The organism is Bradyrhizobium sp. ERR14, from assembly GCF_014198235.1.
Classification (GTDB): domain Bacteria; phylum Pseudomonadota; class Alphaproteobacteria; order Rhizobiales; family Xanthobacteraceae; genus Bradyrhizobium.
In genome coordinates this window covers 20,170-43,036 of sequence record NZ_JACIHD010000024.1, presented here as the reverse complement: position 1 = coordinate 43,036, position 22,867 = coordinate 20,170, and the positions used below count along the sequence as shown (strand labels likewise).

Here is a 22,867-nt window from a genome sequence, read left to right as displayed (position 1 = left end):
ATCGAGAGCGAGCAAATCACATGTCTAAATCTCACGGCCCCTTGCGTGTCGGCGTCGGCGGTCCGGTCGGATCGGGCAAGACCGCGCTGATGGACCTGCTCTGCAAGACCATGCGCGAGCGCTATGACATCGCCGCGATCACCAACGACATCTACACCAAATGGGATGCCGAGTTTCTGGTGCGTTCGGGCTCGCTGACGCCGGACCGCATTGCCGGCGTCGAGACCGGCGGCTGCCCGCACACCGCGATCCGCGAGGATGCCTCGATGAATCTCGCCGCGGTGGCGGACATGCGCGCCAAGTTTCCGGGGCTCGATCTCGTGCTGATCGAGTCCGGCGGCGACAATCTCGCTGCCACTTTTTCCCCGGAGCTGGCCGACCTGACCATCTACGTCATCGACGTGGCCGCCGGCGACAAGATCCCGTCCAAGGGCGGCCCCGGCATCACCCGGTCCGACCTGCTGGTCATCAACAAGATCGACCTCGCCCCTCATGTCGGCGCCTCCCTGGAGAAGATGGACACCGACGCCAGGCGCATGCGCGGCGAGCGTCCCTTCGTCATGACCAATCTGAAGAAGAGCGAGGGCCTTGACCGCATTGTCGGCTTCATCGAGGCCAAAGGCGGCCTGAAACGGACGGGCTGACAGCGCGACGACTTGGCGCATGCTTTTTTCGCCGTTAACCTTGGGGCCGGGCCGCAGCCACGGAACAAATTTCGGACACGGCGATTAATTACCTCCGGTGCCCGGTCAATTCATCCCGGCCAGACCATCGGCCGGGCGGATTAAGCTTTCCAGGCGACCCAAGTTGCGTACCGATGCCTCCTCCTTCATTATCTCTGCCACCGGGGTTCACCCTGTTTCGGCACATGGCCGTTCGAGCGGCGTTCATATGCTCCTTGTTTATTGCCGACCTCCTGCTTTCGCCTGAGTAGTCGCGTGGTCCGGCTGGGTTTCATCATCGGTTTCATCGCTCTGCTCGGAGCCTTGCTCTCCGGGCTTGCGGCTTATCGCGTCCACGACCAGGAGCTCGCGCTGGACCGGATCGCGCTTGCGCGCGCGATCGACGTTCATGCCAGTCTGGTCCAGGACCGGCTTACCGAGCGCGAGCTGCTCGCACGCGTCGCCTCGGGCCTGTTCCGCACACCATCCGTGATCAAGCCGAACATGCTGGAGCCGCTGCGCTCGGCCATCTACGCCTTCAAGACCGATTTCGTGGTGGCCGGCTGGATCGCCCGGCTGAAGCCGAACGAGCTTACGGCGGCGCAGGCCGCCATTGGAGGCGCCGGCTTCCCCAATCCGAAGATCCGCACCTTTGACGACAAGCCGATCAATCCGGCCGAGATCACCCAGCCGATCGATGTGCTGTTGGATCTCGAGCCGCGCAGCGACGAGACCAAGGCTCTGCCTGGCCGTAGTTACGACCAGGATCAGGTTCGCAGCGCTATGTTGACACGGGCCCGGCTCGAGAAGCGGTCGGTGGCTTCGGACCCAATTCCGCTGTTGCGCGGCAACGGGCCGGTCGGGATCATTGTGGCAGCTCCCGTCATTCCCGAGGGTGCGACCGAGCCAGCCGGGTTCGTCACGTTTTCCTACGAACTCGCCTCGCTGATGCTGACCAATGACGATATGTCGTTGTTCTCGGTCGCGCTCAGGGACCCGCGCAAGGAAGGTGGCGAGCTCGTTGCCAACGACCAGGGCATCGTCTCCACGCGCATGACGACGACGGACGGGCCGACGCCATCGGCGACGCGCACGGTGAGCTTCGGCGGCCGTGACTGGCAGCTGGGTTATTACGCCAAGACCAACTCGGCGCGTCGCGCCGAGCAGACCGCGATCATCGTGGCGGCGATCGGCTTTGCGATCACTGCGATGGTGTGCGGCCTGTTCGGCTATGTCGCCTACAACAATCTGCGGCTCAGCCGGGAAATCCAGGTCAGAATCGGCTTCGAGCGCCGGCTGACCGCGGTGATCGACGAGCTCAACCACCGGGTCAAGAATATCCTTGCAGTGATCCAGTCGATCGTGACGCGCACCTTGCGTCACGGCTCGGACATCGACGTCGCCCGCGAGCTTCTGATCGGGCGCATCCATGCCATGTCCAACGTGGTCTCGCTGCTCAGCGAGAGCCAGTGGCAGGGCGTCAAGCTGAAGGGCCTGTTCGAGGCGCGCGCCATTCCCCATGCCGACCGCATCGCCGTCACGGGGCCTGATATCGCGGTCAGCGCGCGCGCGGCGCAGAGCCTCTCGCTGCTGTTCTTCGAACTCGCCTCACATTCCGACGAGGGCCTGTCGCTGGTTGGAAAACATCCGCACATCACCGCCAGTTGGACGGTGACGGGCGAGGGGGCCGACGAGGTCTTCCATTTCCGCTGGGAGGAGCTCAACACCAGCGAGGCGACCCGCCGCCCCGATTCCGATTTCGGCCTGATCCTGCTCGACCGTGTCGCCCCCGAGGCGCTCGGCGGCACTGCCAAGCGCTATTTTACCGATGCCTCCTATGTCTACGAGCTGACCGCGCCGATGGAGACGGTGATCGACATGACCGAGCGCGACCGCACGGACAAGATCTCCGCGCCGGTGAGGCCCGCGCGATAGAAGCCGCCGGCTTAAGCCTCGGCCTAACCCTTGGGGCTTAACCCTTGGGCCGCAACACCAGGTCGACCAGATTGCGGGCGTAGGCGGGCGTGATGGGCGCGATGCCGAAGACGTAGCGATAGAACAGGCTGCCATAGATCGCGTCGTAAAGATCCTCAGCCTGCCCTTCGGCCAGGATGCTGCCGTCGTTCTGGCCTGCCGCGATCATCTCGACCAGCGCGTCACGACGGAATTGCAGATAGCGGGCATAGAACAGCTCGGCCGAGCCGGTTTTGGAAATGCATTCGGAGATCACCGCGAGCTGGACCTTGCCGAACTCACCCTGGAGCGCCTCGGCGTAGGCTGCGGCATGGCGGCGGGCGCGTGCCGCGGGGTTGCCGGAGCCCTCCGGGGGCAGCGGCAGCATCTGCGCGGCATGTTGAAGAAAGGCGTCGATCAGGAGCGCCTCGCGGGACGGCCACCATTTGTAGATCGTCATCTTGGAGACGCTGGAGTGGCGGGCGACCGCGTCGATGGTGGTAGCGGCAAGGCCGGTCGAAGCCATCAGCGCATAGGCGCTTTCGAGAATCGCGTTGCTGGTCTCGATCGACCGAGGCCGGCCGCGCCGGGGCGTGCTCTCGGTCTCCCCACCCCCGCTTTTCACCATCGCCACGCCCGGTCTCCTCACGCAGAGCTTCTCCGCATAGCGCAGCCGCTGCTTTCGGCCTAGCAGAATCGCACGATTCTCTGGCCAGAGTGTTTTCGAGCGAAGTGGATCCCGGCTCGCGTGGAACCTAAAGCGCGATGACGATTCCTCCTCATCGCATCGCGCATTAGGTCTGCTGCCGCAAGACCTTCGGCAGATCCTGCCACTTCGACCAGGCGACGTAGTAGGCCACCGCGGTCATCGCGGCGAAGCCGGCGAGGCTCACCACGATCTGCATCACCACCAGATTGGCGCTGGTGATCAGGATGAGATGGCCGGCAAACGAAAGGAATACCCCGACGCAGAACACGGCGAGCCATTCCTCGCCGCATCTGATGACCGCCTGCAGCGGCTTCAATTGCAGGCCGGGATGATCGGCCGGAATGAGATGGGTCGCCAGAAAGGCGAGTGCGAGGAAGTGAAGCACGCGATAGGGCGCAAGGTTTTCCTTGTCGGTCGGCGCGATGCTGTCGAGGAGGATGTCCGGCAGGTAAGCCGACATTGCCGGCGAATGGCGCAGCAAGGTGATGGCCATCGCGAATACGAGATAGGTGCCGGCGAGAATCCGCAGCCAGGGCATGTCGCGTAGCGCGCGTCCGGGCGCGCCTGTCACGGCGAACCAGCCCCCGAGCACCATCAGCATCTGCCAGCAGAGCGGATTGAAGGTCCATTCCTGGTCCGGATAGACCCGGAAATTCCAGTCGAACCAGCGTGCGGCAAGGTACAGCGCGACCGATGCCGCCAGGGTCAGGTTCGGCCACCGCAACAGGCCCCACAGCGCGAACGGAAAGAAGGCCATCAGCGGGATCATCAGCTGCAGGAGGTCGAGGTTCAGCGGCTCCTCCTGGAGCACGAGGCCGCGGACCAGGATCCTCAGCGGGTGCTCGAGGATGCCCGAGATGTTGTATTCGTGGATGATCTCCGGCGCCATCGATTGCGAGGCGACGTAGGCGATGGTGTCGATATAGATCACGAACAGCACGACATAGGCGGCGTAGAGTCGCCAGACGCGGCGGAAGATGCGCGTCGCCGCCACGAGGTAACCCCGTTCAAGCTCCATCCGGCCGTGGATGATGGCGACGCCATAGCCCACGACGAACACGAACAGGTCAGCCGCGCCGCTGAAGCCGAAATTGCGCAGCGTCAGCAGATTGACGACGTTGTTCGGGATATGGTCGACGAACACCGACCAGTTGGCGATACCGAGCGTCAGATACAGCCTGGCGTCGTGATGGAATGCGGCGAGGTTCGCCTTAACGGACGGTTTCATTGATTAAAATAGCTTTGGGAATCAGGGTGATACTTTTAACGGCAACTGCCTGCCCATCCGAGTAGCGTTTGCGTGATGGCTGGGGGCATCCGCCGTTATGGCGCGAAATTGCGCGGTGTCTTATGGACGTTCTGATTGATGCGCTCGGAGGACTTACAACGAAATTTTCTAACCTGTTCTTACCGCTATTCGGCGGGCTCGGCCGACGTCTCGTCAGGAACGCCGGCGCGACTCGCCATGATGCCGAGGGCGACGCCTCCGATCGCCAGGATCGGCAGCAGTCGCTTGACCCCGATGGCACGAACGATCTGCAGCCCGGTGGCGAGCAGCATGGGGTCCGCGAGCATGCTCTGCGCTGCCGACTTGGCGGCGCGCTCGGCCGCGATCCGGGCACGCTTCTGCACCTCGCGCTTGTAGCCCCAATAAGAACCTGCCGCTGCCAGCGTCAGCAGGAAGAAGATGCCGGCGCCGGCCAGACAGGCCTGCACCGGGCCATATTTATCGAGCACCGAGATGAAGGCGGCCGCGCAAAGGAAGCACGTCGTCACGAACAGCGCGAAGGCCGCGCCCGCGGCAAGCGAGGTCAGCCGCACCGTCGTGCCGGTGGATGCACTGATCCCGTCGATGATGCGCTGAAACATGGCCCTCGCTCCTCAGTTCCCCGCAAGCCAAACCATCAAGGGCCGACACCGGCAATGCGCCGGTGCCGACGCCTCAACTCGCGTCCCGCAAATCTTACCGGCGCCAGGCGGCACCGATCAGAAAGCCGATGCCGAGCGCGAGTCCGACGGTCGCAAGCGGCCGCTGTGTGATCGCGTCTTCGAGCGTCTCCTCGATCGAGCCGTAGGCTTCCTGGGCCGCGCCCATCATTGCACTGCCGCGCTCTGACACGTCGTCGAGCGCGGTATCCATGTTCTCGCGCGCCTGACGATAGCCGCGGCGGGCCTGCTTGCTGGTGGAATTGGCAAATGTGTTGAGCGCGTCGGTGATCTGGTCGGTGAGGGCGGCGATATCGCTTTTCACGGCTGCTACATCCTTCTCGAGGCGTTCTCTGGTGGCTTTGTCGGTCCAGTCTTTCATCCCGGCTTCGGCATCGGTCGTGGACATCGGGAGCTCCAAACTGTTGACGGCTGAGATAGCCGGAAAACGTTTCGTCGTCGGGGAAGTTCCGTTCGCGGAAACCGGTCAGTCCTGCGGAAGCTGCGGCGCATCCGCCGGTAACAGATGCTCCTTCAGGATCAGCGCGACGATCAGGAGCGGCGACGACAGGAATGCGCCCATTGGGCCCCACATCCAGGTCCAGAAGGCCAACGCGAGCAGGACTGCTAGTGCATTCAGCGCCAGCCGCCTGCCAATGATCGTGGGGGTGATGAAGTGTCCTTCCAGAAAGGTAAGACCGCCGAAAGCGAGTGCCGCCATCAGACCGCCGCTGATGGTCGGAAAGGCGACCAACCCGACCACAACCAGCACCGCGAACATCGCGACCGGCCCGATGATGGGGATGAAGTTGAGCGTTGCCGCGAGCGCGCCGAGCCCGGCCGGATTGGGCATTTTAGTGAGCGCGCAGATGAGACCGGTGCCGACACCGACGCCGACATTGATGAGGGTCACCGTCAGGAGATAGTTGCCGAGATGTACCTCGATCTCGTTGAGAATCCGGAGCGTGCGGAGCCGCGCGTCACGATCGCTAAAGGTCATGATCATGGCCCGCCGCAGGTCGCGCCAGCTGGCGATGAACAGGATGAGGGTGACGAAGAATAGCAGGAATTCGGTAAAGGTCGGTGACAGGAATTCGAGGGTCGGCTGCACCCACTCGACTTTCGGCATCTGGAAGTTCGGCAGCCCTTCCGATCCGCCGACCATGGTCTGCAGCTCGCGCCACAGCGCCAGCGGCCGGTCGAACACGTGCAACTTGTCCTTCAGTTGCGCGCCGAGCTCCGGCAGGCGCGTGCTCCACTCCATCACCGGAGAGGCGATCAGCGCCACCACGAAGGCGACCACGGCGGTCCCCGCGACCACAATCAGAACGGCACCTACGCTGCGCGGCACCTTGTACCGCTCCAGAAAGCCCGCCGCCGGCGACAGCATGGTGCCGGTGACGAAGGCCATCACGACCGGCAGGAAGAAAGCTCTTCCAACGTAGAGCACGGTAACGACCGCAATCAGTAACAAGCCGGCAAGCGCGAAGGCGACGAATTCTGTGCGGCGGATGACTGGCGGCAGCTCGATATGGCTGTCGGGAAGCGGGCTGCCTTCGCTGTTGCCGGAAATCAGACTTTCACTGGGAAGGACGCGCACAATCTTTCTCCCGCACGGAAGCCTCGCACCGCGCGCCCATTGATTTGCCGATAATGCGCGAGCCGAGCGGCGGTTCCATCGCGGCTTCGTGAACGCGCGCTCGCTTGACTGTGACAAGGATGCCGCGCGAAGGGCCGGAACCTGTATCGCTCCCGCGGCGTTTGTTCGCAAGCGCATCACCCTGATGCACGCATCCAACGGGGCAGCACATGACAAAGTTCTCTGCAGTCCGTCGCAGCTTCTCGCCGCGCGCCGTCACCGCCTTCGCCTTCGCAACCGCTCTGCTGACGGTGCCTTTCGATGGCGCGAGCGCGCAGACATTCGGCTATGCTCCGATGCAGCCGCAGGCATATCCGCAGGACCAGGGTTATGCGCAGGGCTACGTGAATGAAGCGCCGCAGCCGCAGGCGGCGGACGAGGATGCCCAGCTGCCCGATCGTCTGCGCAAGCAGATCGTCGGCTTCGACCGCAGCGAGCCGGCCGGCACCATCGTCATCGATACCAACAACACCTATCTCTACTACGTGCTCGGCAATGGTCGTGCGATCCGTTACGGCGTCGGCGTCGGCCGCGAAGGCTTCACCTGGTCCGGCGTGCAGAGTGTCAGTCGCAAGGCGGAATGGCCGGACTGGCATCCGCCGGCCGAGATGATTGCGCGCCAGCCCTATCTGCCGCGCTTCGTCGCCGGCGGTCCCGGCAACCCGCTCGGGGCGCGTGCGATGTATCTCGGCTCCAGCGAATACCGCATCCACGGCACCAACGATCCCTCTACGATCGGCAAGTTCGTCTCCTCCGGCTGCATCCGCATGACCAACGAGGACGTCACCGACCTGTTCAGCCGCGTCAATGTCGGCGCCAAGGTCGTGGTGCTGCCGAAGAACGCGCCGCTGATGGCCAAAGGCAGCGACCCCGCGCGTAAGCGTCCAGCCGTGACGGCGATGCCGTCGGGCCGGCAGGCGCTGAACATCGCGACGTCGGCCGTGAACTAGGAGTAAGAGTGAGCCAAATGAGCAGACGCCTGATTGGCAAAGTGGCTGGCGGTACGGCGATCATGGTCGTCGTCTCCGCCGGTCTTGCATTCGCACCGTCGGCGCACGCGGAGGATTTCTTCTCGGCGCTGTTCGGTGCGTTCGGAGGGCGGCCTCCACAGATCCGGACGCCGTTCCCGAACGATGACATGCCGCGCTACGATGTCCCCCGGCAACGCGCCGCCTATGGCGGCGGCACGGCCTATTGCGTGCGCGGCTGCGACGGCCGCTACTTCCCGGCGCAGGGCAATGATGCCGAGAGCAAGGCGCAATCCTGCAAGAGCTTCTGCCCGGCGTCGGAGACCTCGCTCGTCTATGGCGGCAACATCGACGACGCCACGACCGACAAGGGAAAATCTTATTCCGAATTGCCCAATGCGTACCGCTATCGCAATGAGATTGTCGCGGGCTGCACCTGCAACGGTAAGGATCCGGTCGGGCTTGCGCAGGTCAAGGTCGAGGACGATCCCACCCTGCGCAAGGGCGATATCGTCGCCGGCGCCGATGGCCTGGTGGTCGCCAGCCGCAACGCCAACGACCGCCGCGGCGTCGCGATGAATTTTTCGCCGCTGCCGGAATCGGTGCGCGCCAAATTCCGCCAAGTGCCGGTGGTGGCGAAGGAGTAGGGCGGCGGCTTCACGTAGGGCCTCGCGTTCCCGCCTCAATCTCCGCTGTCATCCCGGACAAGCGAAGGCAACCACGAGTCTTCGCCAAACTACTCCCTGTGGTTATGGATCCCCGCGTTCGCAGGGATGATACCGGAGGTGTAGGGGCAGCTTCTATCTAACCAATGTTACGCCGCGCGGATCTTGCCGAGGAAGTCGCTGACCTGATGGCCGAGCTGGCGGCTCTGGCTCTCCAGCATCTCGGAGGCCTGCTTCACATTGTCGGCGGCTGCGGCGGCAGCGTCCGCATCGGCTTTGACGCCGGTGATGTTGTCCGAGACGTTCTTGGTGCCCTGCGCCGCGAATTGCGTGCTGCGTGTGATCTCCTGCGTCGCCGCACCCTGCTCCTGCACGGCGGCGGCAATGGCGGTCGCCACTTCGTTCACTTCGCCGATGATGCCGCCGATGGTCTGGATCGCGTTGATGGCGTCGCCGGCGACCTTCTGGATGTCGGCGATCTGCTCGGAGATCTCCTCGGTCGCCTTGGCGGTCTGGCTTGCCAGCGACTTCACTTCGGAGGCGACCACGGCAAATCCGCGGCCGGCTTCGCCGGCGCGCGCCGCTTCGATGGTGGCGTTGAGCGCGAGCAAATTGGTCTGCGCCGCGATGGTGTTGATGAGGCCGACCACCTCGCCGATGCGCCCCGCCGATTGCGCCAGCCCCTGAACGGTGCTGTCGGTCTCGCGCGCCTGCGTGACGGCGCGGCTGGCGATGCCTGCGGCATGGGCGGCCTGCTGGCTGATGTCGTTGATTGAGGCCGAGAGCTCCTCGGCGGCGGCGGCGACGCTGTCGACGCTCATGGAGGCGTCGTTGGAGGCCTTGCCGGCGACCTGCACGCGGTCGTTGGTCTGGCGCGACACGGCAGAGAGGTCGCCCGAGGTCTTGCGCATCTCGCCGGAGGCTTCGCTCAATTCGCCCAGCGTCTTGCGCACTGCGCCCTCGAACTCGCCGACATAGGCCTCGACGGCGCGCTGGCGTGCGGCAGCGCCCGTATTGCGCTCGCGTTCCTGCTCTTCGATCTTGAGCTTGTCGGTGGCCTGCTGCTTGAAGGTCTCCAGCGCGCCAGCCAGTGAGCCGATCTCGTCCTGGCGATCGAGATAGCCGCTGTCGACGGCAAGGTCGCCGCCGGCGACCTTCAACATGGCGTCGCGGATGGTGTTCAGGGGATAGATCACGCGGCGGCTCACGAGCATGACAGCGCCGACGGCAAGGCCGATGGCGAGCGCCAGCAATCCGAGCTGCACGATCAGCGCGCGCTGCGCAGCGCCGCGCTGCTCCAGCGTATGGACCTTGGCGGCGTCGAGGGCGGCTTCCGCCACGGTGACAGCGCTGGAAAGGCGGCCGACCGTGAGCGGGCTCCATTGGTTGGCGGTCATCTCGGCCTTCTCGCCCTTGACCAGCGTGTCAGCGAGGCGGTCCCGCAGGGTCAGGTATTGCGGCTCGAAATAGGCGGTCTTGGCCGCGGCCATGGCGGAGACGAGCGCGGGCGGCAACTGCATGCCCGAGGTCGACAATTCCAGCGCCTTCCACATCGCCGACGTGCCGCCGACATGCTGGGTGTAGCTGTTGCGGGCTTCCGGTGTGATCTTGCCGGCGGCAAGACCGGTCGAGACGACCAGCGACGCTTCGCCCGCGGTGTTGCGGAGCAGCCAGGCGTTCTGCTTGATCGACAGCAATTGGTCGATCACGGGGTCCTGGTGATTGACGGTGGCGGCCAGGACGTTCGACAGCTTGTCGAGCGTTTCGAGCAGGCCGCCCGTCGTCTCCATATATTCCTTCGGCAGACCGGCACGACGCTGATCCCTGGGCTTGGCCATATCCGCCCAGAACTGTTTCTGCTCTTCGGTCAGCAGCTTGTGGAGGCGCGCGAGCTCCGGCACCAGCGTGGCCGATTGCGGGAAGTCCATGACCGGCAGCAGCTCCAGCGCGCGTGCCATTGCGGGCATCTCGGTGTCCCGGATCGCGCGCAGATATTTTTCGATCTCGGCATCCATCGGTTCGGCCGAGTTGAGGAGCCGCGTCGTGGTCGAGCGGTCGGTGCGCAGGCTGTGCATCGCCTTGAACAGATCGGCGGATGCGTCGGCGGTCTTCGAGATGCGGTTGGCGGTCTTGAGGCGATCCCAGGATTCATAGGCAGTGAGCGAGAGCGCGAGCACCACGCAGGCCGACGTGATCGCGATCACCGCCTTCAGCAGCGCGGATACGGTCAGACGATTCAGCATCGAAGTCCCCCAATTCCCATTGCAAAACTCAAGAAGACGCCCGGCAACATCGACAAACGGGGGCGCGGCAGATCGGCAATCGCATGCCGTTTGCGGCTCAGAGCAAACGGTCCTCCGATCTGAATGCAAAAGGGTAAAATTTTAGGCAGGCCGTCCGATCGTAGAAGTACGTATTTACTAGAAGTTGCAGTGGGTTGCCGCGATGGAACCGGTGCGGGAGACAGGCGTTAGGATGGTGGTCGCAATTTGCCTGAAGGGGGTCTCGCGATGCTGGTGGGCGTGCTCGTCACTTTTCTCGTCGTTATTCTCGTCCTTTATCTCATCAACATGCTGCCGATGGACGGCCGCGCCAAGCAGATCGCGCGCGTGGTCGTCATCATCATCGGCATCGTCTCGCTGCTGAAATATCTCGCGGTGTTCTAGCAAGGGATCATAGCCCGGATGAGCGAAGCGACATCCGGGCTGCCGCTCCTAGACAAAAAAGCCCCGGCTTTCGCCGGGGCTTCGTTCGTGCCGCTTTAGTGCAGCGACTTGAGCCAGTCGTCGACATCCTGACGAACCTGGTCCTTGGCCTTGCCGTAACGTTCCTGAAGCCGGCCCTCGAGCTGCTCGCGGCGTCCCTCAATCAATTGGAGGTCGTCGTCGGTGAGCTTGCCCCACTTCTCCTTGGCCGATCCCTTGAACTGCTTCCAGTTTCCTTCGATCCGATTCCAGTCCATGACCATCTCCCAATGGTTGATGGCACGACAACGCGAGCGCCGCGCAGCCTGTTCCGCGCCGCGCCGCGACGTTTCGCCCAACAAAAAAGCCCCGGTTCGCGCCGGGGCTTTTGACGTTTCTGTGACTTTCGCTCAGCCGTTCGCCTTGGCCTCGCGGCGGCGCGCGGTAAGAATGTATTCGGTGTAGCCGTTCGGCTGCTCGCGGCCCTTGAAGATGAGGTCGCAGGCGGCCTTGAAGGCGACGCCGTCGAAGGCGGGCGCCATCGGCTTGTAGATGGCGTCGCCAGCGTTCTGCTTGTCGACCACGACCGCCATGCGCTTGAGCGATTCCATCACCTGCGCCTCGGTGATCACGCCCTGGTGCAGCCAGTTGGCGAGATGCTGGCTGGAGATGCGCAAGGTGGCGCGGTCTTCCATCAGGCCGACGTCGTGGATGTCGGGCACCTTGGAGCAGCCGACGCCCTGGTCGATCCAGCGCACGACATAGCCGAGGATGCCCTGGCAGTTGTTGTCGATCTCCTGCTTGACGTCATCGGGCGCCCAGTTCGATTTCGACACCGGAATGGTGAGGATGTCCGAAAGCTTTGCGCGCGGTCCGCCTTTAGTGAGCTCGTCCTGGCGAGCGATCACGTTGACCTGGTGGTAGTGCAGCGCGTGCAGCGTCGCCGCAGTCGGCGAGGGCACCCAGGCGGTGGTGGCGCCGGCCTGCGGATGGCCAAGCTTCTGCGCCAGCATGTCCGCCATCTTGTCGGGGGCGGCCCACATTCCCTTGCCGATCTGGGCATGGCCGGGCAGGCCACAGGTCAGGCCCATGTCGACGTTCCAGTCCTCATAGGCCTTGATCCAGGCCTGCGCCTTCATCTCGTTCTTGCGGATCATCGGGCCCGCTTCCATCGAGGTGTGGATCTCGTCGCCGGTGCGGTCGAGGAAGCCGGTGTTGATGAACATGATGCGCTTGGAGGCGCGCTGGATGCAAGCCTTGAGATTGACGGTGGTGCGGCGCTCCTCGTCCATGATGCCGACCTTGAGCGTGTTCTCGGGCAGCGACAGCATCTTCTCGACGCGATCGAAGATCTCGCAGGTCAGCGACACCTCGTCCGGGCCGTGCATCTTCGGCTTGACGATATAGGCAGATCCGGTGCGGCTGTTCTTGACCTTCGAATTGCCCTTGAGGTCGTGGATGGCGAGCAGGCCGGAGACGGCGGCGTCCAGAAGGCCTTCCGGAATCTCCTCGCCCTTCTCGTCCAGCACCGCGTCGGTGAACATGTGGTGACCGCAATTGCGCATCAACAGCAGGCTGCGGCCGTGCAGCTTCACTTCGCCCTTGCCGTCCGGCGTCTTGTAGACGCGGTCTGCGTTGAGCGAACGCGTCAGCGTCTTGCCGCCCTTTTCGAAGTCAGCCGACAGCGTGCCGTTCATCAGGCCGAGCGTGTTGCGGTAGACCAGCACCTTGTCCTCGGCATCGACCGCGGCGACCGAGTCTTCCATGTCCAGAATGGTGGAGACCGCGGCCTCCATGATCATGTCGGCGACGCCGGCGGGATCGTCCTTGCCGATCGCGCTGCTGCGGTCGATCTTGACCTCGACATGCAGGCCGTTGTTGGCGAGCAGCACGGCCGAGGGCGCAGCCGCATCGCCCTGAAAGCCCGCGAATTGCGCCGCGTTCTTCAGTGCGGTGGCATTGCCGCTCTTCAGCTTCACCGCGAGCTGGCCCGCGACGACGCTGTAGGCGGTGACGTCGGTATGGCTGCCGGTTGCGAGCGGCACGGCGGCGTCGAGGAACGCCTTGGCCTTGGCGATCACCTTGTCGCCGCGCGCTTTGTTGTAGCCTTTGCCGCTCTCGGCAGCGTCATGCGGGATCGCGTCGGTGCCGTAGAAGGCGTCATAAAGCGAGCCCCAGCGTGCGTTCGCCGCGTTGAGTGCATAGCGCGCATTGGTGAGGGGCACGACGAGCTGCGGGCCGCAGATCTTGCCGATTTCCTCGTCGACATTGGCGGTCTCGACCTTCTGCGTCGCCGGCTCCGGAACGAGATAGCCGATCTCCTTCAGGAAGGCGGTATAGGCGTTGAGGTCGAACGCCTTGCCCTTGTTGGCACGGTGCCAGTCGTCGATCTTGGCCTGCAACGTGTCACGCACCGCCAGCAGCGCACGGTTCTTCGGCCCCAGATCCCTGATGATGGCGGCAAGCCCGGCCCAGAACGCATCCGGCGCGATCCCCGTTTTCGGGGCCGCTTCCTTGGCGATGAAATCAAACAGGACGGGAGCGATCTTCAATCCGTGGGCGTCGACGCGTTTCATGATGGGCTTTCTTGTTGGAAATGGCTGTTTTTGGCTGCTTTTGACCCGACAGCAGCAAAATGCGCCCATAGGGGGGCGGCTTTCGGGGCCCTATTAGCCCCAAAACCAGGGCGGTGAGAAGACCCCCAAGGGTTTGTCAAAATGTCAAGAGGAGGTGGGGAGGCGCTCACCACTGTCATTCCCCGCGAAAGCGGGGAATCCAGTACGCCGCGGCTTCTCCGCATCCATCGCTGTCTCTGGAATACTGGGTCGCCCGGCCAAGCCGGGCGACGACAGCGGGGGCTAGGATAGCCTCAAATATTCGCGGCGAGGTCCACGGCCTCGTCGAACAGCACGCCCGTTGTCTTCAGCATCTGCTCGATCTCGTCTGCCGCCTCGGCGACTGTTCGGGTCGAGGTGTCGATGACGAGCTCGGCCGCCTGCGGCGCTTCGTAGTCGTTACCGATGCCGGTGAACGACGCCAGCGCGCCGGCGCGAGCCTTCTTGTAGTGCCCCTTGGGATCGCGATCCTCGCAGACCTCTGCCGGCGTCGCGACATGGATCTCGCGGAACGCGGTGTCGGCGATGCGGCGCGCCGCGGCGCGGTCCTCGCGCGCGGGCGAGACCGCGGCGACGATGGCGATATGGCCGTTACGTGCGAGATGCGTTGCGACTTCGGCAAGGCGGCGGATGTTCTCGCTGCGATCAGCAGTGGAGAAGCCGAGATCGCTGTTGAGCCCGGCGCGCAGCGTGTCGCCGTCGAGCAGGATCGGCGAGCCGCCATTGGTGAACAGCCGCCGCTCCAGCGCCTTGGCGAGCGTCGACTTGCCCGACGCCGGCAAGCCGGTGAGCCAGACCACGGCGCCGTTGTGCTGATAGCGCGCGGAGCGCTCGTCGGGACGAAGTGCGGATTCCACCGGCACGATGTCGACGGGCACGGCGCGCTGGCCGGCATCGACCGACAGCACGAGACCGCCGCCGGCGATGCGCCCGGAGACTTCGATCACGAGACGGCCGGTGCGCGGATTCTCGGTGTAGGGATCGGTGGCGATCGGATTCGACAGCGAGATGTCGATCTCCCCGACATGGTTGCGTCCGATCGCCTTGTTCTCGCTGCTCGAGAGCTCGCCGGGATCGACCGCCTTCTCGATCGCCACGACGGTGGCGCGGCTTTCCTTCGGCCCGCAGCGAACCAGCAGCTGGTCGCCCTTGGCGAGCGGCTTGTCGTGCAGCCAGAAGATACGCGCACGCAGCCGGCGCGTCTCGCGCGGGGCGCTGCCGGCATGCGCGACGATGTCGCCGCGCTCGATGAACAATTCGCGGTCGAGCGTGATGCCGACCGAGCGGCCCGCGCCCTGCCGTCCCGCAACCGGCGTCGCCGGCCAGCTCTCGACCGTCTTGATCTTCGCGATCTTGCCGGCCGGCATGATCACGATCTCGTCGCCGGCAATGAGGCTGCCGGACTCGATACGGCCCGCCACGATGCGGCGGTCGTCGAACTTGTAGATCGCCTGCACCGGCAGCCGCAGCGCCAGCGCTTCCAGCGGCCGCGCCGGTTCGAGGGCGTCGAGCGCCTCGACAACCGTCGGGCCCCTGTACCAGGAGATACGGTCGGTGCGCATCGCAACGCCGTCGCCGTCGCGCGCGGAGATCGGGATCACGGCCGTGGGCTTTACGCCGAGGCCGTTCAGATGCGCGGAGATCTCGTCGCTGATCTCCTTGAAACGCTCTGCGGAGAAGTCGACGCGGTCCATCTTGTTGACGACGATCGCGACCTGCTTCACGCCGAGCAGATGCAGGAGATAGCCGTGCCGCCGTGTCTGGTCGCGCACGCCTTCGAGCGCGTCGATGATCAGCACCGCGCCGTCCGCCTGGGAGGCGCCGGTGATCATGTTGCGCAGGAATTCGGCGTGGCCGGGCGCGTCGATCAGAACGATGTCGCGCGAATTGGTGCGGAAGCGGATCTGCGTGGTGTCGATGGTGATGCCCTGGTCGCGCTCGGTCTGCAGCGCATCGAGCAGAAACGACCATTCGAACGGCATGCCGCGCCGCGCACTGACGGCCTTCAGCATCTCAAGCTTGCCGTCGGGCAGGCTGCCGGTCTCGTGCAAGAGGCGGCCGACCAGCGTCGATTTGCCGTGGTCGACATGGCCGACGATGACGATGCGGACCTGCGGACGGGTGGTGCCGTTCGGGGTGGCGGGCGAAGCCGGGGTGACGATCATGTTCATATCGCGCTCGCGTTCTTGATCAGAGATAGCCGGCGACGCGCAGGCGCTCGAAGGCGTCCTCGGTCTCGTGGTCGAGCGCGCGGCCGGCGCGCTCCGGCACCTTGGTCTGCTCGAGCTCGATCAGGATCTCGTCGATGTTGGACGCGGTCGATGCGACCGGATTGGTGATGTCCTGATCGCCCAGCGAGCGATAGCGCTTGCCGTCCTTGGCGAGATACAGCGGGATGATCGGGATGTTCTCGCGCTTGGTGTAGGCCCAGATGTCGGCCTCGGTCCAATGCAGGATCGGGTGGATGCGCAAATGGGCGCCCTGCGGCGGCGAGGCGTTGAAATGGTCCCAGAACTCCGGCGGCTGGTCGCGCACGTCCCAATTGCCTTCGAGCCCGCGCGGCGAGAACACACGCTCCTTGGCGCGCGTAGCCTCCTCGTCGCGGCGGATGCCGGCGATCAGGCCGTCAAAGCCGAATTTGCCGAGCGCCATCTTGAGGCCTTCGGTCTTGCGTGCCGCGGAGCGGGCGGCCGGCGGCAGCGTCGGATCGACGGCATCGATGGGCGGGCAGGGCTCGACGCGCAGATCGAGATCCCACTCTTTGCCGTAGTGATCTCGAAAGCGGTACATCTCCGGAAACTTCTTGCCGGTGTCGACATGCAGCGCCGGGAACGGCACGCGGCCGAAGAACGCCTTCCGCGCCAGCCAGATCATGACGTTGGAGTCCTTCCCGAGCGACCACAGCAGCGCGATCTTCTTCAGCCGGGCGAACGCCTCGCGGAAGATGTAGATGCTCTGCGCCTCGAGCTGGTCGAGATGGTCCATGCTGGGGGCAAGGTCAGCAGAAAATTCTTGCGTGCGTGCGCGCTCGGCCGGGGCCGCGCTGCTCAGTCCGCTCGCTGCGGAATCGTCCTTGAGAAGATGCATCTCTGCCACTTTGCGTTTGGAGGCGAAAATTCTATAGTTGCGGTGCGGAAGAGAAGAAAAAATTTTCTCTTTGCGCGCTCGAAACGACACATATATAGAAAATAATTCCAGTCAACCCCGGATGTGGGGGAAGCGAGTATCGCATGCGGTTCTTGCCGGTGTTTCTCGATCTCAAGGCCGGTCCGGTGATCCTCATCGGTGCGGGTGAGCTTTTGCGTGCCAAGCTGCGCGTGCTCTCTGCCGCCGGTGCGCGCGTCCGCGTGCATGCGATCGACGGCAATCATGAGCTGGGCCTGAACTCCGGGGATGCGGCGCGTATCGAGATCGCGTCGGGCGATCCGCTCACTGCCGATCTCTCGGGAGTCATCGCCGTCGTCTGCGCAGGCGCGGGTGATGTCGGCGTGGCGATGTCGGTTCGCGCCAAGGCGCTCGGCCTGCCCGTCAACGTCATGGACGATCTCGAACATTCCAGCTTCATCTTTCCCGCGATCGTCGATCGCGGCGATGTCGTGGTCGCGGTCGGTACCGGCGGCACTTCGCCCGTCGTGGCACGGCGCGTGCGGGAGAAGATCGAGGCGCTGCTGCCGGCGCGTATCGGCGAGCTCGCCGAGTTCATCGGCGGCTTTCGCAAGTCCATCAACGAGCGCATCACCGAGTTTTCGCTGCGCCGCCGGTTCTGGGAGCACGTCATCGACGGCCCGATCGGCGCCGCCGTGCTCGGCGGCCGTAGGAGCGAGGCGGATGCTGCGCTCAAAGCAATTGCCGATCCCTCCGAATTCGCGCGTGCCGACAAGCCGGAAGGCTCGGTCGCGCTGGTCGGCGCCGGTCCCGGCGATCCCGATCTTCTCACCATCAAGGCGCTGCGCGCATTGCAGGACGCGGACATCGTCTTCCATGACGAGCTGGTCTCGGGCGAAATTCTCGACCGCATCCGCCGCGACACCACGCGCGTTCCGGTCGGCCGCCGCGTCGGCAAGCCCGGCATCGGCCAGGACGCCATCAACAAGCGCATGATCGAAGCGGCGCAAGCCGGCCAGCGGGTGGTGCGGCTGAAGGGCGGCGATCCCTTCGTGTTCGGCCGTGGCGGCGAAGAGGTCGAAGCGCTGCGCGCGGCAGGTGTCGCCTATTCGATCATCCCCGGCATCACCGCGGGGCTCGGCGGCGCCGCCGATTTCGAGGTGCCGCTCACTTATCGTCATGAAGCGACCCGCATCACCTTCCTCACCGCGCACAAGGCGCGCGATGCGGAAGTCGTGGACTGGTCGACGCTGACCGACACCAAAATGACCGTCGTGGTCTACATGGGCATGACCGCCGCGCCCGCAGTGCGCGCCGGCCTGTTCGCCGCCCGCCGTTCGCCGGAGACGCCGGTCGGCGTGTTCGCGCGCGTGAGCCGTCCCGATGCGCAAGGCGCGATCGGCACGCTGCGCGACCTTCCCGAGCTGGTGCGGCGGGTCAGCGGCGGTCCCGCCATTCTCATCATCGGCGAGGTGGTCCGGCATGCCGGTTCCCTTCGCCGCGAAACCCCAAAGCAAATCATCTCTGACCTATTGGATGCAGCCGAATGACCTCGCCGCTTGAACAGAAGAAGATCAAGATCGCCGGCCCCTCGATCGTGACCGCCAACCGGACCTGGGACGGCATCGTGGTTTATCGCACCGCCGCCAAGAGCTGGTCTGCGGACCTGTCGGAAGCTGCGATCGTGCGCAACTCCGACGAGGCCAAGGCGTTGCTTGCGGAGTCCGTCGCCGATGACGTCGGCGCGATCGGTCCCTATATCGCCCCGGTGCAGGTCGGCGCGGATGGCAAGATCGAACCCGGCAATCTGCGCGAACAGATCCGCCGCACCGGTGTGACCATCGGACAGTCGGCCCAGGTTTAAGGCGCTTTCTTATGTATGCTTACGACGAAATCGATCGCACGCTCGTCAACGAGCGCGTCTCGGAGTTCCGCGACCAGGTGAAGCGGCGCCTCTCCGGCGAGCTCACCGAGGACGAGTTCAAGATTCTGCGCCTGCAGAACGGCGTCTATCTGCAACTGCACGCCTATATGTTCCGCGTCGCGATCCCCTATGGCACGCTGGCGACGAACCAGCTGCGGGCGCTCGCCCATGTCGCGCGCAAATATGACCGCGGCTATGGCCATTTCACCACGCGGCAGAACATCCAGTTCAACTGGATCAAGCTCGCCGAATTGCCGGACGCGCTGGAAGATCTCGCCAAGGTCGGCATCCATGCGATGCAGACCTCCGGCAACAACATGCGCAACGTCACCTCGGACCAGTGGGCCGGCGTCGCGCCGGGTGAGATCGAGGATCCCCGCATCTGGTCGGAGCTGATCCGCCAGCACACCACGCTGCATCCCGAATTCTCGTTCCTGCCGCGCAAGTTCAAGATCGCGATCACCGCGTCGGACCACGACCGCGCCGCGATCAAGATCCACGACATCGGCCTCCGCCTGATCAAGAACGAGAAGGGCGAGACCGGCTTCGAGGTGCTGGTCGGCGGCGGTCTCGGCCGCACGCCGTTCATCGCCAAGACCATCAAGCACTTCGTGCACGGCCGCGATATCCTGAGCTATATCGAGGCGATCCTGCGCGTCTACAATCAGTATGGCCGTCGCGACAACATCTACAAGGCGCGCATCAAGATCTTGGTCCATGAGCTCGGCATCGAGAAGTTCTCCCGCGAGGTCGAGGAGGAGTGGCAGCACATCCGCAACTCCTCGCTCCAGATCGACGACGAGGTGATCGAGGACATCCGTTCGCGCTTCTCCTATCCTCCTTACGAAAAGCTGCCGCACATGCCGGACGAGCTTCGGCAGGCGGCGGCCGATCCCGACTTCGAAGCGTGGCGCAAGAACTCGGTCTCTCCGCACAAGAACCAGGGCTATGCCATCGTCACGATTTCGCTGAAGCCGATCGGCGCGCCTCCGGGCGATGCCACGGCGGAGCAGATGGATGCGCTGGCCGATCTCGCCGACAGATATTCCTTCGGCGAAATCCGCGTCGGCCACGAGCAGAACCTGGCGCTGCCGCACGTCGCCAAGCGTGACCTGCCGGCGCTATGGAAGGCGCTCGACAAGCTTGGCCTCGCGACGCCGAACGTCAATCTGATCACCGACATCATCGCCTGCCCGGGTCTCGACTATTGCTCGCTGGCGAATGCGCGCTCGATCCCGATCGCGCAGGAGCTGACGCGGCGCTTCGCCAACCACGAGCTCGCCAACCTGATCGGCCGGCTCCACATCAACATCTCAGGCTGCATCAACGCCTGCGGCCATCACCATGTCGGCCATATCGGCATTCTCGGCGTCGAGAAGAACGGCGAGGAGGTCTACCAGATCACCATTGGCGGCCGTGCCGACGAAAACGCTGCGCTCGGGAACCTGATCGGACCGGGCGTCAAGTTCGACGAGGTCGCCGACGTCGTCGAGGACATCGTGGAAGCCTATCTGGCGCTGCGCGAGCGGCCCGAAGAGCTGTTCATGGACACCGTGAAACGCCTCGGCGTCGAACCCTTCAAGGAGCGCGTTTATGCCACTCGTTAACGGCGGAAAGATCACGGGCGACAGTTTCGTCAAGCTGGCCGTCGACACGCCGCTGCCCGAGGGCGGCGACATCCTGGTGCCGGCCGAGCGCTTCATCGGCGAGGCCGACGCGCTGCTCAAACGCGCCGGCAAGGTCGGCGTGATCTGGCCGAACAACCGCGACATCGCCGAACTGGTCCCCTATCTCGGCAAGATCGCCGTCGTCGCGCTGGTGTTCCCGACCTTCCGCGACGGCCGCGCCTACAGCCAGGCCCGCCTGCTGCGCGAGCGCTACAATTACCGCGGCGAATTGCGCGCCACCGGCCAGGTGCTGCGCGACCAGTTCGTGTTCATGCTGCGGGCCGGCTTCGATTCCTTCGACGTCAAGAAGCAGGCCGACGCGGAAGCCTTCATGCAGACCGCCAAGCGCTATTCGGTGTTCTACCAGCCGACCGGCGATGGCCGCATCACGGCCTTGCACCGGCGCATGCAGCTGCGCCATTCCGAGGGCGTCGGCACGTGAACGCGATCGCGCCTCAGGTTTCGCCGACGTCCGCCTCTGCGCTGCCGTCTGCGGACGAACTCGATCGCGCGTTGCGCGATGCCTCGCCCGCGGAGATCGTCGCCGCGGCGCTGAAGACGGTCGGGCGCGAAAAGCTCGCGCTGGTGTCGTCGTTCGGCACGGAATCGGCGACGCTGCTGAAGGTCATGGCGGACGTCGACCCCGCGATTCCCGTGGTCTTCCTCGATACCGGCTGGCTGTTCGAGGAGACGCTGGCCTATCGCGATACGCTGATCGCGACGCTTGGCCTGAAGGACGTCCGCTCGATCAAGCCGGCCGAAGAAACATTGTCGCGTGACGATCCCGATCGCGATCTCTGGTTCTCCGATCCCGACGCCTGCTGCCGCATTCGTAAAGTCGAGCCGCTGGCGCGGGCATTGAAGCCGTTCTCGGCCTGGCTCAACGGCCGCAAGCGCTTCCAGGGCAATGCGCGCGCCGACATTCCGGTGGTTGAAGACGATGGCGAGCGGTTGAAGTTCAACCCCTTCGCCAACGTCTCGCGCGAGGAACTGGAGGCCATCTTCGTCCGCGCCAAATTGCCGCGTCATCCACTCGCCGCCTCCGGTTTCCTGTCGGTTGGGTGTATGCCTTGCACGAGCAGAACGGCCGAGGGTGAGGATGAACGTGCTGGTCGCTGGCGCGGCCGGGCCAAGACAGAATGCGGCATCCACACGATGAAGACTTCGTAGCACAGCCACGCTGCCACGCTGCGAACAAGAAAATCCGGTTTCGTTGACTTAAGCGCGTTTCGCCGCGAGTTTCGCCTGCCTTCGCTGACACCGATGTCGTCGAAGTGAATGGAGATGGACATGATGCGCCGTATCGTTCCGCTCGCTGCAGGACTTCTCGCGACGGTTTTTGTGGCAAGCGCGGCTCTCGCTGCCGACATCAATCTGCTCAACGTGTCGTATGATCCGACGCGCGAGCTTTATGCCGAATTCAACAAGGCGTTCGCGAACGCCTATCAGAAGGAAACCGGCAAGAGCGTCGAGGTCAAGCAGTCGCATGGTGGTAGCGGTTCGCAGGCGCGCGCGGTGATCGACGGATTGCAGGCCGATGTGGTGACGCTCGCGCTCGCCTACGACATCGACGCGATCGCCGGCAAGGGCCTCACGGCGACGGACTGGCAGAAGCGGTTGCCGCAGAATGCGTCACCCTACACCTCCACCATCGTGTTCCTGGTGCGCAAGGGTAATCCCAAGGCGATCAAGGATTGGGACGATCTGATCAAGCCGGGCGTTGCCGTGATCACGCCGAACCCGAAGACGTCGGGCGGCGCGCGCTGGAATTATCTGGCGGCCTGGGGCTTTGCGCAGAAGAAATCCGGCTCCGCCGACAAGGCCAAGGACTTCATCGGGAAGCTCTACCAGCAGGTGCCGGTGCTCGATACCGGCGCGCGCGGCGCCACCGTGACCTTCGTCGAGCGCGGCGTCGGCGACGTGCTGCTGGCCTGGGAGAACGAGGCGTTTCTCGCCCTGAAGGAATTCGGCCGGGAGAAATTCGAGATCGTGGCGCCGCCGCAATCCATCCTCGCCGAGCCGCCGGTCGCGATCGTCGACAAGGTTGCCGATAAAAAAGGCACCCGCAACGCCGCCGATGCCTACCTCCAGTACTGGTACACCAGGGAGGGGCAGGAGATCGCCGCGCGCAACTTCTACCGCCCGCGCGATGCCGACATTGCCAAAAAATACGAAAATGCCTTCGCAAAGGTCGAACTATTCACGATCGACGACGTTTTCGGTGGTTGGACCAAGGCGCAGAAGGAACATTTTGCCGACGGCGGCATCTTTGACCAGATCTATAAGAACTGATCTGGCGCTGTCTTAATGGGCTTTAGCAGGGGGCCTGGTGAGCGCACTCGCAGCACGA

At 64.3% G+C, this 22,867-nt stretch carries 21 protein-coding genes; 11 read left to right on the top strand and 10 right to left on the bottom strand.

Annotation, left to right across the window (positions count from 1 at the left end):
* Nucleotides 1–20: 20 nt before the first annotated feature.
* Together ureG and GGD62_RS35595 are read left to right on the top strand one after the other, a co-directional pair.
* Nucleotides 21–644: an urease accessory protein UreG gene (gene ureG / locus GGD62_RS35600; protein WP_018318761.1), complete on the top strand. Its 624-nt coding sequence runs from the start codon at nt 21–23 to the stop codon at nt 642–644.
* A gap of 294 nt (nt 645–938) precedes the next feature.
* Entirely contained in the window at nt 939–2,597 is a 1,659-nt protein-coding gene (locus tag GGD62_RS35595; protein WP_179738084.1) for an HWE histidine kinase domain-containing protein, read from the top strand.
* Between the two features lie 37 nt (nt 2,598–2,634).
* On the opposite strand, the gene GGD62_RS35590 is transcribed toward GGD62_RS35595, so the two are convergent.
* From GGD62_RS35590 to GGD62_RS35570, 5 genes are all read right to left on the bottom strand, one after another.
* Nucleotides 2,635–3,243, bottom strand: coding sequence for a TetR/AcrR family transcriptional regulator (locus tag GGD62_RS35590; protein ID WP_179738167.1), 609 nt, complete (start codon nt 3,241–3,243; stop codon nt 2,635–2,637).
* A 166-nt stretch (nt 3,244–3,409) separates the two neighbouring features.
* Nucleotides 3,410–4,552 (bottom strand): OpgC domain-containing protein, encoded by a 1,143-nt coding sequence (locus GGD62_RS35585; protein ID WP_018318758.1) that lies wholly within the window; start codon nt 4,550–4,552, stop codon nt 3,410–3,412.
* Between the two features lie 185 nt (nt 4,553–4,737).
* On the bottom strand, nt 4,738–5,193 hold the full coding sequence (locus tag GGD62_RS35580; protein ID WP_183713071.1) for a hypothetical protein: 456 nt from the start codon (nt 5,191–5,193) through the stop codon (nt 4,738–4,740).
* Between the two features lie 94 nt (nt 5,194–5,287).
* Nucleotides 5,288–5,659, bottom strand: a complete 372-nt coding sequence (locus tag GGD62_RS35575; protein WP_026202065.1) for a YqjD family protein — start codon at nt 5,657–5,659, stop codon at nt 5,288–5,290.
* 78 nt (nt 5,660–5,737) lie between these two features.
* The gene (locus tag GGD62_RS35570; protein WP_183713068.1) at nt 5,738–6,850 is read right to left on the bottom strand and encodes an AI-2E family transporter; all 1,113 of its coding nucleotides are present in this window, start codon (nt 6,848–6,850) and stop codon (nt 5,738–5,740) included.
* A gap of 209 nt (nt 6,851–7,059) precedes the next feature.
* On the opposite strand from GGD62_RS35570, the gene GGD62_RS35565 reads away from it, so the two are divergent.
* Both GGD62_RS35565 and GGD62_RS35560 read left to right on the top strand, forming a co-directional pair.
* Entirely contained in the window at nt 7,060–7,839 is a 780-nt protein-coding gene (locus GGD62_RS35565; RefSeq protein ID WP_018318755.1) for a L,D-transpeptidase, read from the top strand.
* Nucleotides 7,840–7,856: 17 nt separating this feature from the next.
* Complete coding sequence (locus tag GGD62_RS35560; RefSeq protein ID WP_183238230.1) at nt 7,857–8,504, top strand: DUF2865 domain-containing protein; 648 nt, start codon at nt 7,857–7,859, stop codon at nt 8,502–8,504.
* Nucleotides 8,505–8,671: 167 nt separating this feature from the next.
* Here the strand turns inward: GGD62_RS35560 and GGD62_RS35555 are convergent, their stop codons facing one another.
* Nucleotides 8,672–10,765, bottom strand: a complete 2,094-nt coding sequence (locus GGD62_RS35555) for a methyl-accepting chemotaxis protein (RefSeq protein ID WP_183713065.1) — start codon at nt 10,763–10,765, stop codon at nt 8,672–8,674.
* 267 nt (nt 10,766–11,032) lie between these two features.
* On the opposite strand from GGD62_RS35555, the gene GGD62_RS35550 reads away from it, so the two are divergent.
* Nucleotides 11,033–11,188, top strand: a complete 156-nt coding sequence (locus tag GGD62_RS35550; protein ID WP_007599832.1) for a Thivi_2564 family membrane protein — start codon at nt 11,033–11,035, stop codon at nt 11,186–11,188.
* A gap of 95 nt (nt 11,189–11,283) precedes the next feature.
* Here the strand turns inward: GGD62_RS35550 and GGD62_RS35545 are convergent, their stop codons facing one another.
* The 4 genes from GGD62_RS35545 to cysD all read right to left on the bottom strand — a co-directional run bounded on the left by GGD62_RS35545 (nt 11,284) and on the right by cysD (nt 16,806).
* On the bottom strand, nt 11,284–11,484 hold the full coding sequence (locus GGD62_RS35545) for a CsbD family protein (protein WP_008546815.1): 201 nt from the start codon (nt 11,482–11,484) through the stop codon (nt 11,284–11,286).
* Between the two features lie 132 nt (nt 11,485–11,616).
* A complete protein-coding gene (locus GGD62_RS35540; protein ID WP_183713062.1) occupies nt 11,617–13,782 on the bottom strand; it encodes a malate synthase G in 2,166 nt (721 codons plus the stop codon).
* A gap of 293 nt (nt 13,783–14,075) precedes the next feature.
* Nucleotides 14,076–15,992, bottom strand: a complete 1,917-nt coding sequence (gene cysC, locus GGD62_RS35535) for an adenylyl-sulfate kinase (RefSeq protein WP_183713059.1) — start codon at nt 15,990–15,992, stop codon at nt 14,076–14,078.
* A 19-nt stretch (nt 15,993–16,011) separates the two neighbouring features.
* The gene (gene cysD / locus GGD62_RS35530) at nt 16,012–16,806 is read right to left on the bottom strand and encodes a sulfate adenylyltransferase subunit CysD (RefSeq protein ID WP_026202064.1); all 795 of its coding nucleotides are present in this window, start codon (nt 16,804–16,806) and stop codon (nt 16,012–16,014) included.
* A gap of 245 nt (nt 16,807–17,051) precedes the next feature.
* Between cysD and cysG the strand changes: the two genes are divergently transcribed.
* The 6 genes from cysG (at nt 17,052) to GGD62_RS35500 (ending at nt 22,809) form a co-directional block, all read left to right on the top strand.
* The gene (cysG, locus tag GGD62_RS35525; RefSeq protein WP_183713056.1) at nt 17,052–18,476 is read left to right on the top strand and encodes a siroheme synthase CysG; all 1,425 of its coding nucleotides are present in this window, start codon (nt 17,052–17,054) and stop codon (nt 18,474–18,476) included.
* Nucleotides 18,473–18,790, top strand: coding sequence for a DUF2849 domain-containing protein (locus GGD62_RS35520; protein ID WP_018318747.1), 318 nt, complete (start codon nt 18,473–18,475; stop codon nt 18,788–18,790). The genes cysG and GGD62_RS35520 overlap by 4 nt, the downstream gene beginning before the upstream one ends.
* Before the next feature lie 11 nt (nt 18,791–18,801).
* Nucleotides 18,802–20,457: a nitrite/sulfite reductase gene (locus GGD62_RS35515; protein WP_183231181.1), complete on the top strand. Its 1,656-nt coding sequence runs from the start codon at nt 18,802–18,804 to the stop codon at nt 20,455–20,457.
* A complete protein-coding gene (locus tag GGD62_RS35510; protein ID WP_179738099.1) occupies nt 20,444–20,959 on the top strand; it encodes a DUF934 domain-containing protein in 516 nt (171 codons plus the stop codon). The genes GGD62_RS35515 and GGD62_RS35510 overlap by 14 nt, the downstream gene beginning before the upstream one ends.
* Nucleotides 20,956–21,687 (top strand): phosphoadenylyl-sulfate reductase, encoded by a 732-nt coding sequence (locus GGD62_RS35505; protein WP_018318744.1) that lies wholly within the window; start codon nt 20,956–20,958, stop codon nt 21,685–21,687. Before GGD62_RS35510 ends, GGD62_RS35505 begins: the two co-directional genes overlap by 4 nt.
* Nucleotides 21,688–21,807: 120 nt before the next feature.
* Nucleotides 21,808–22,809 (top strand): sulfate ABC transporter substrate-binding protein, encoded by a 1,002-nt coding sequence (locus tag GGD62_RS35500; protein ID WP_183713053.1) that lies wholly within the window; start codon nt 21,808–21,810, stop codon nt 22,807–22,809.
* Nucleotides 22,810–22,867 lie beyond the last annotated feature (58 nt).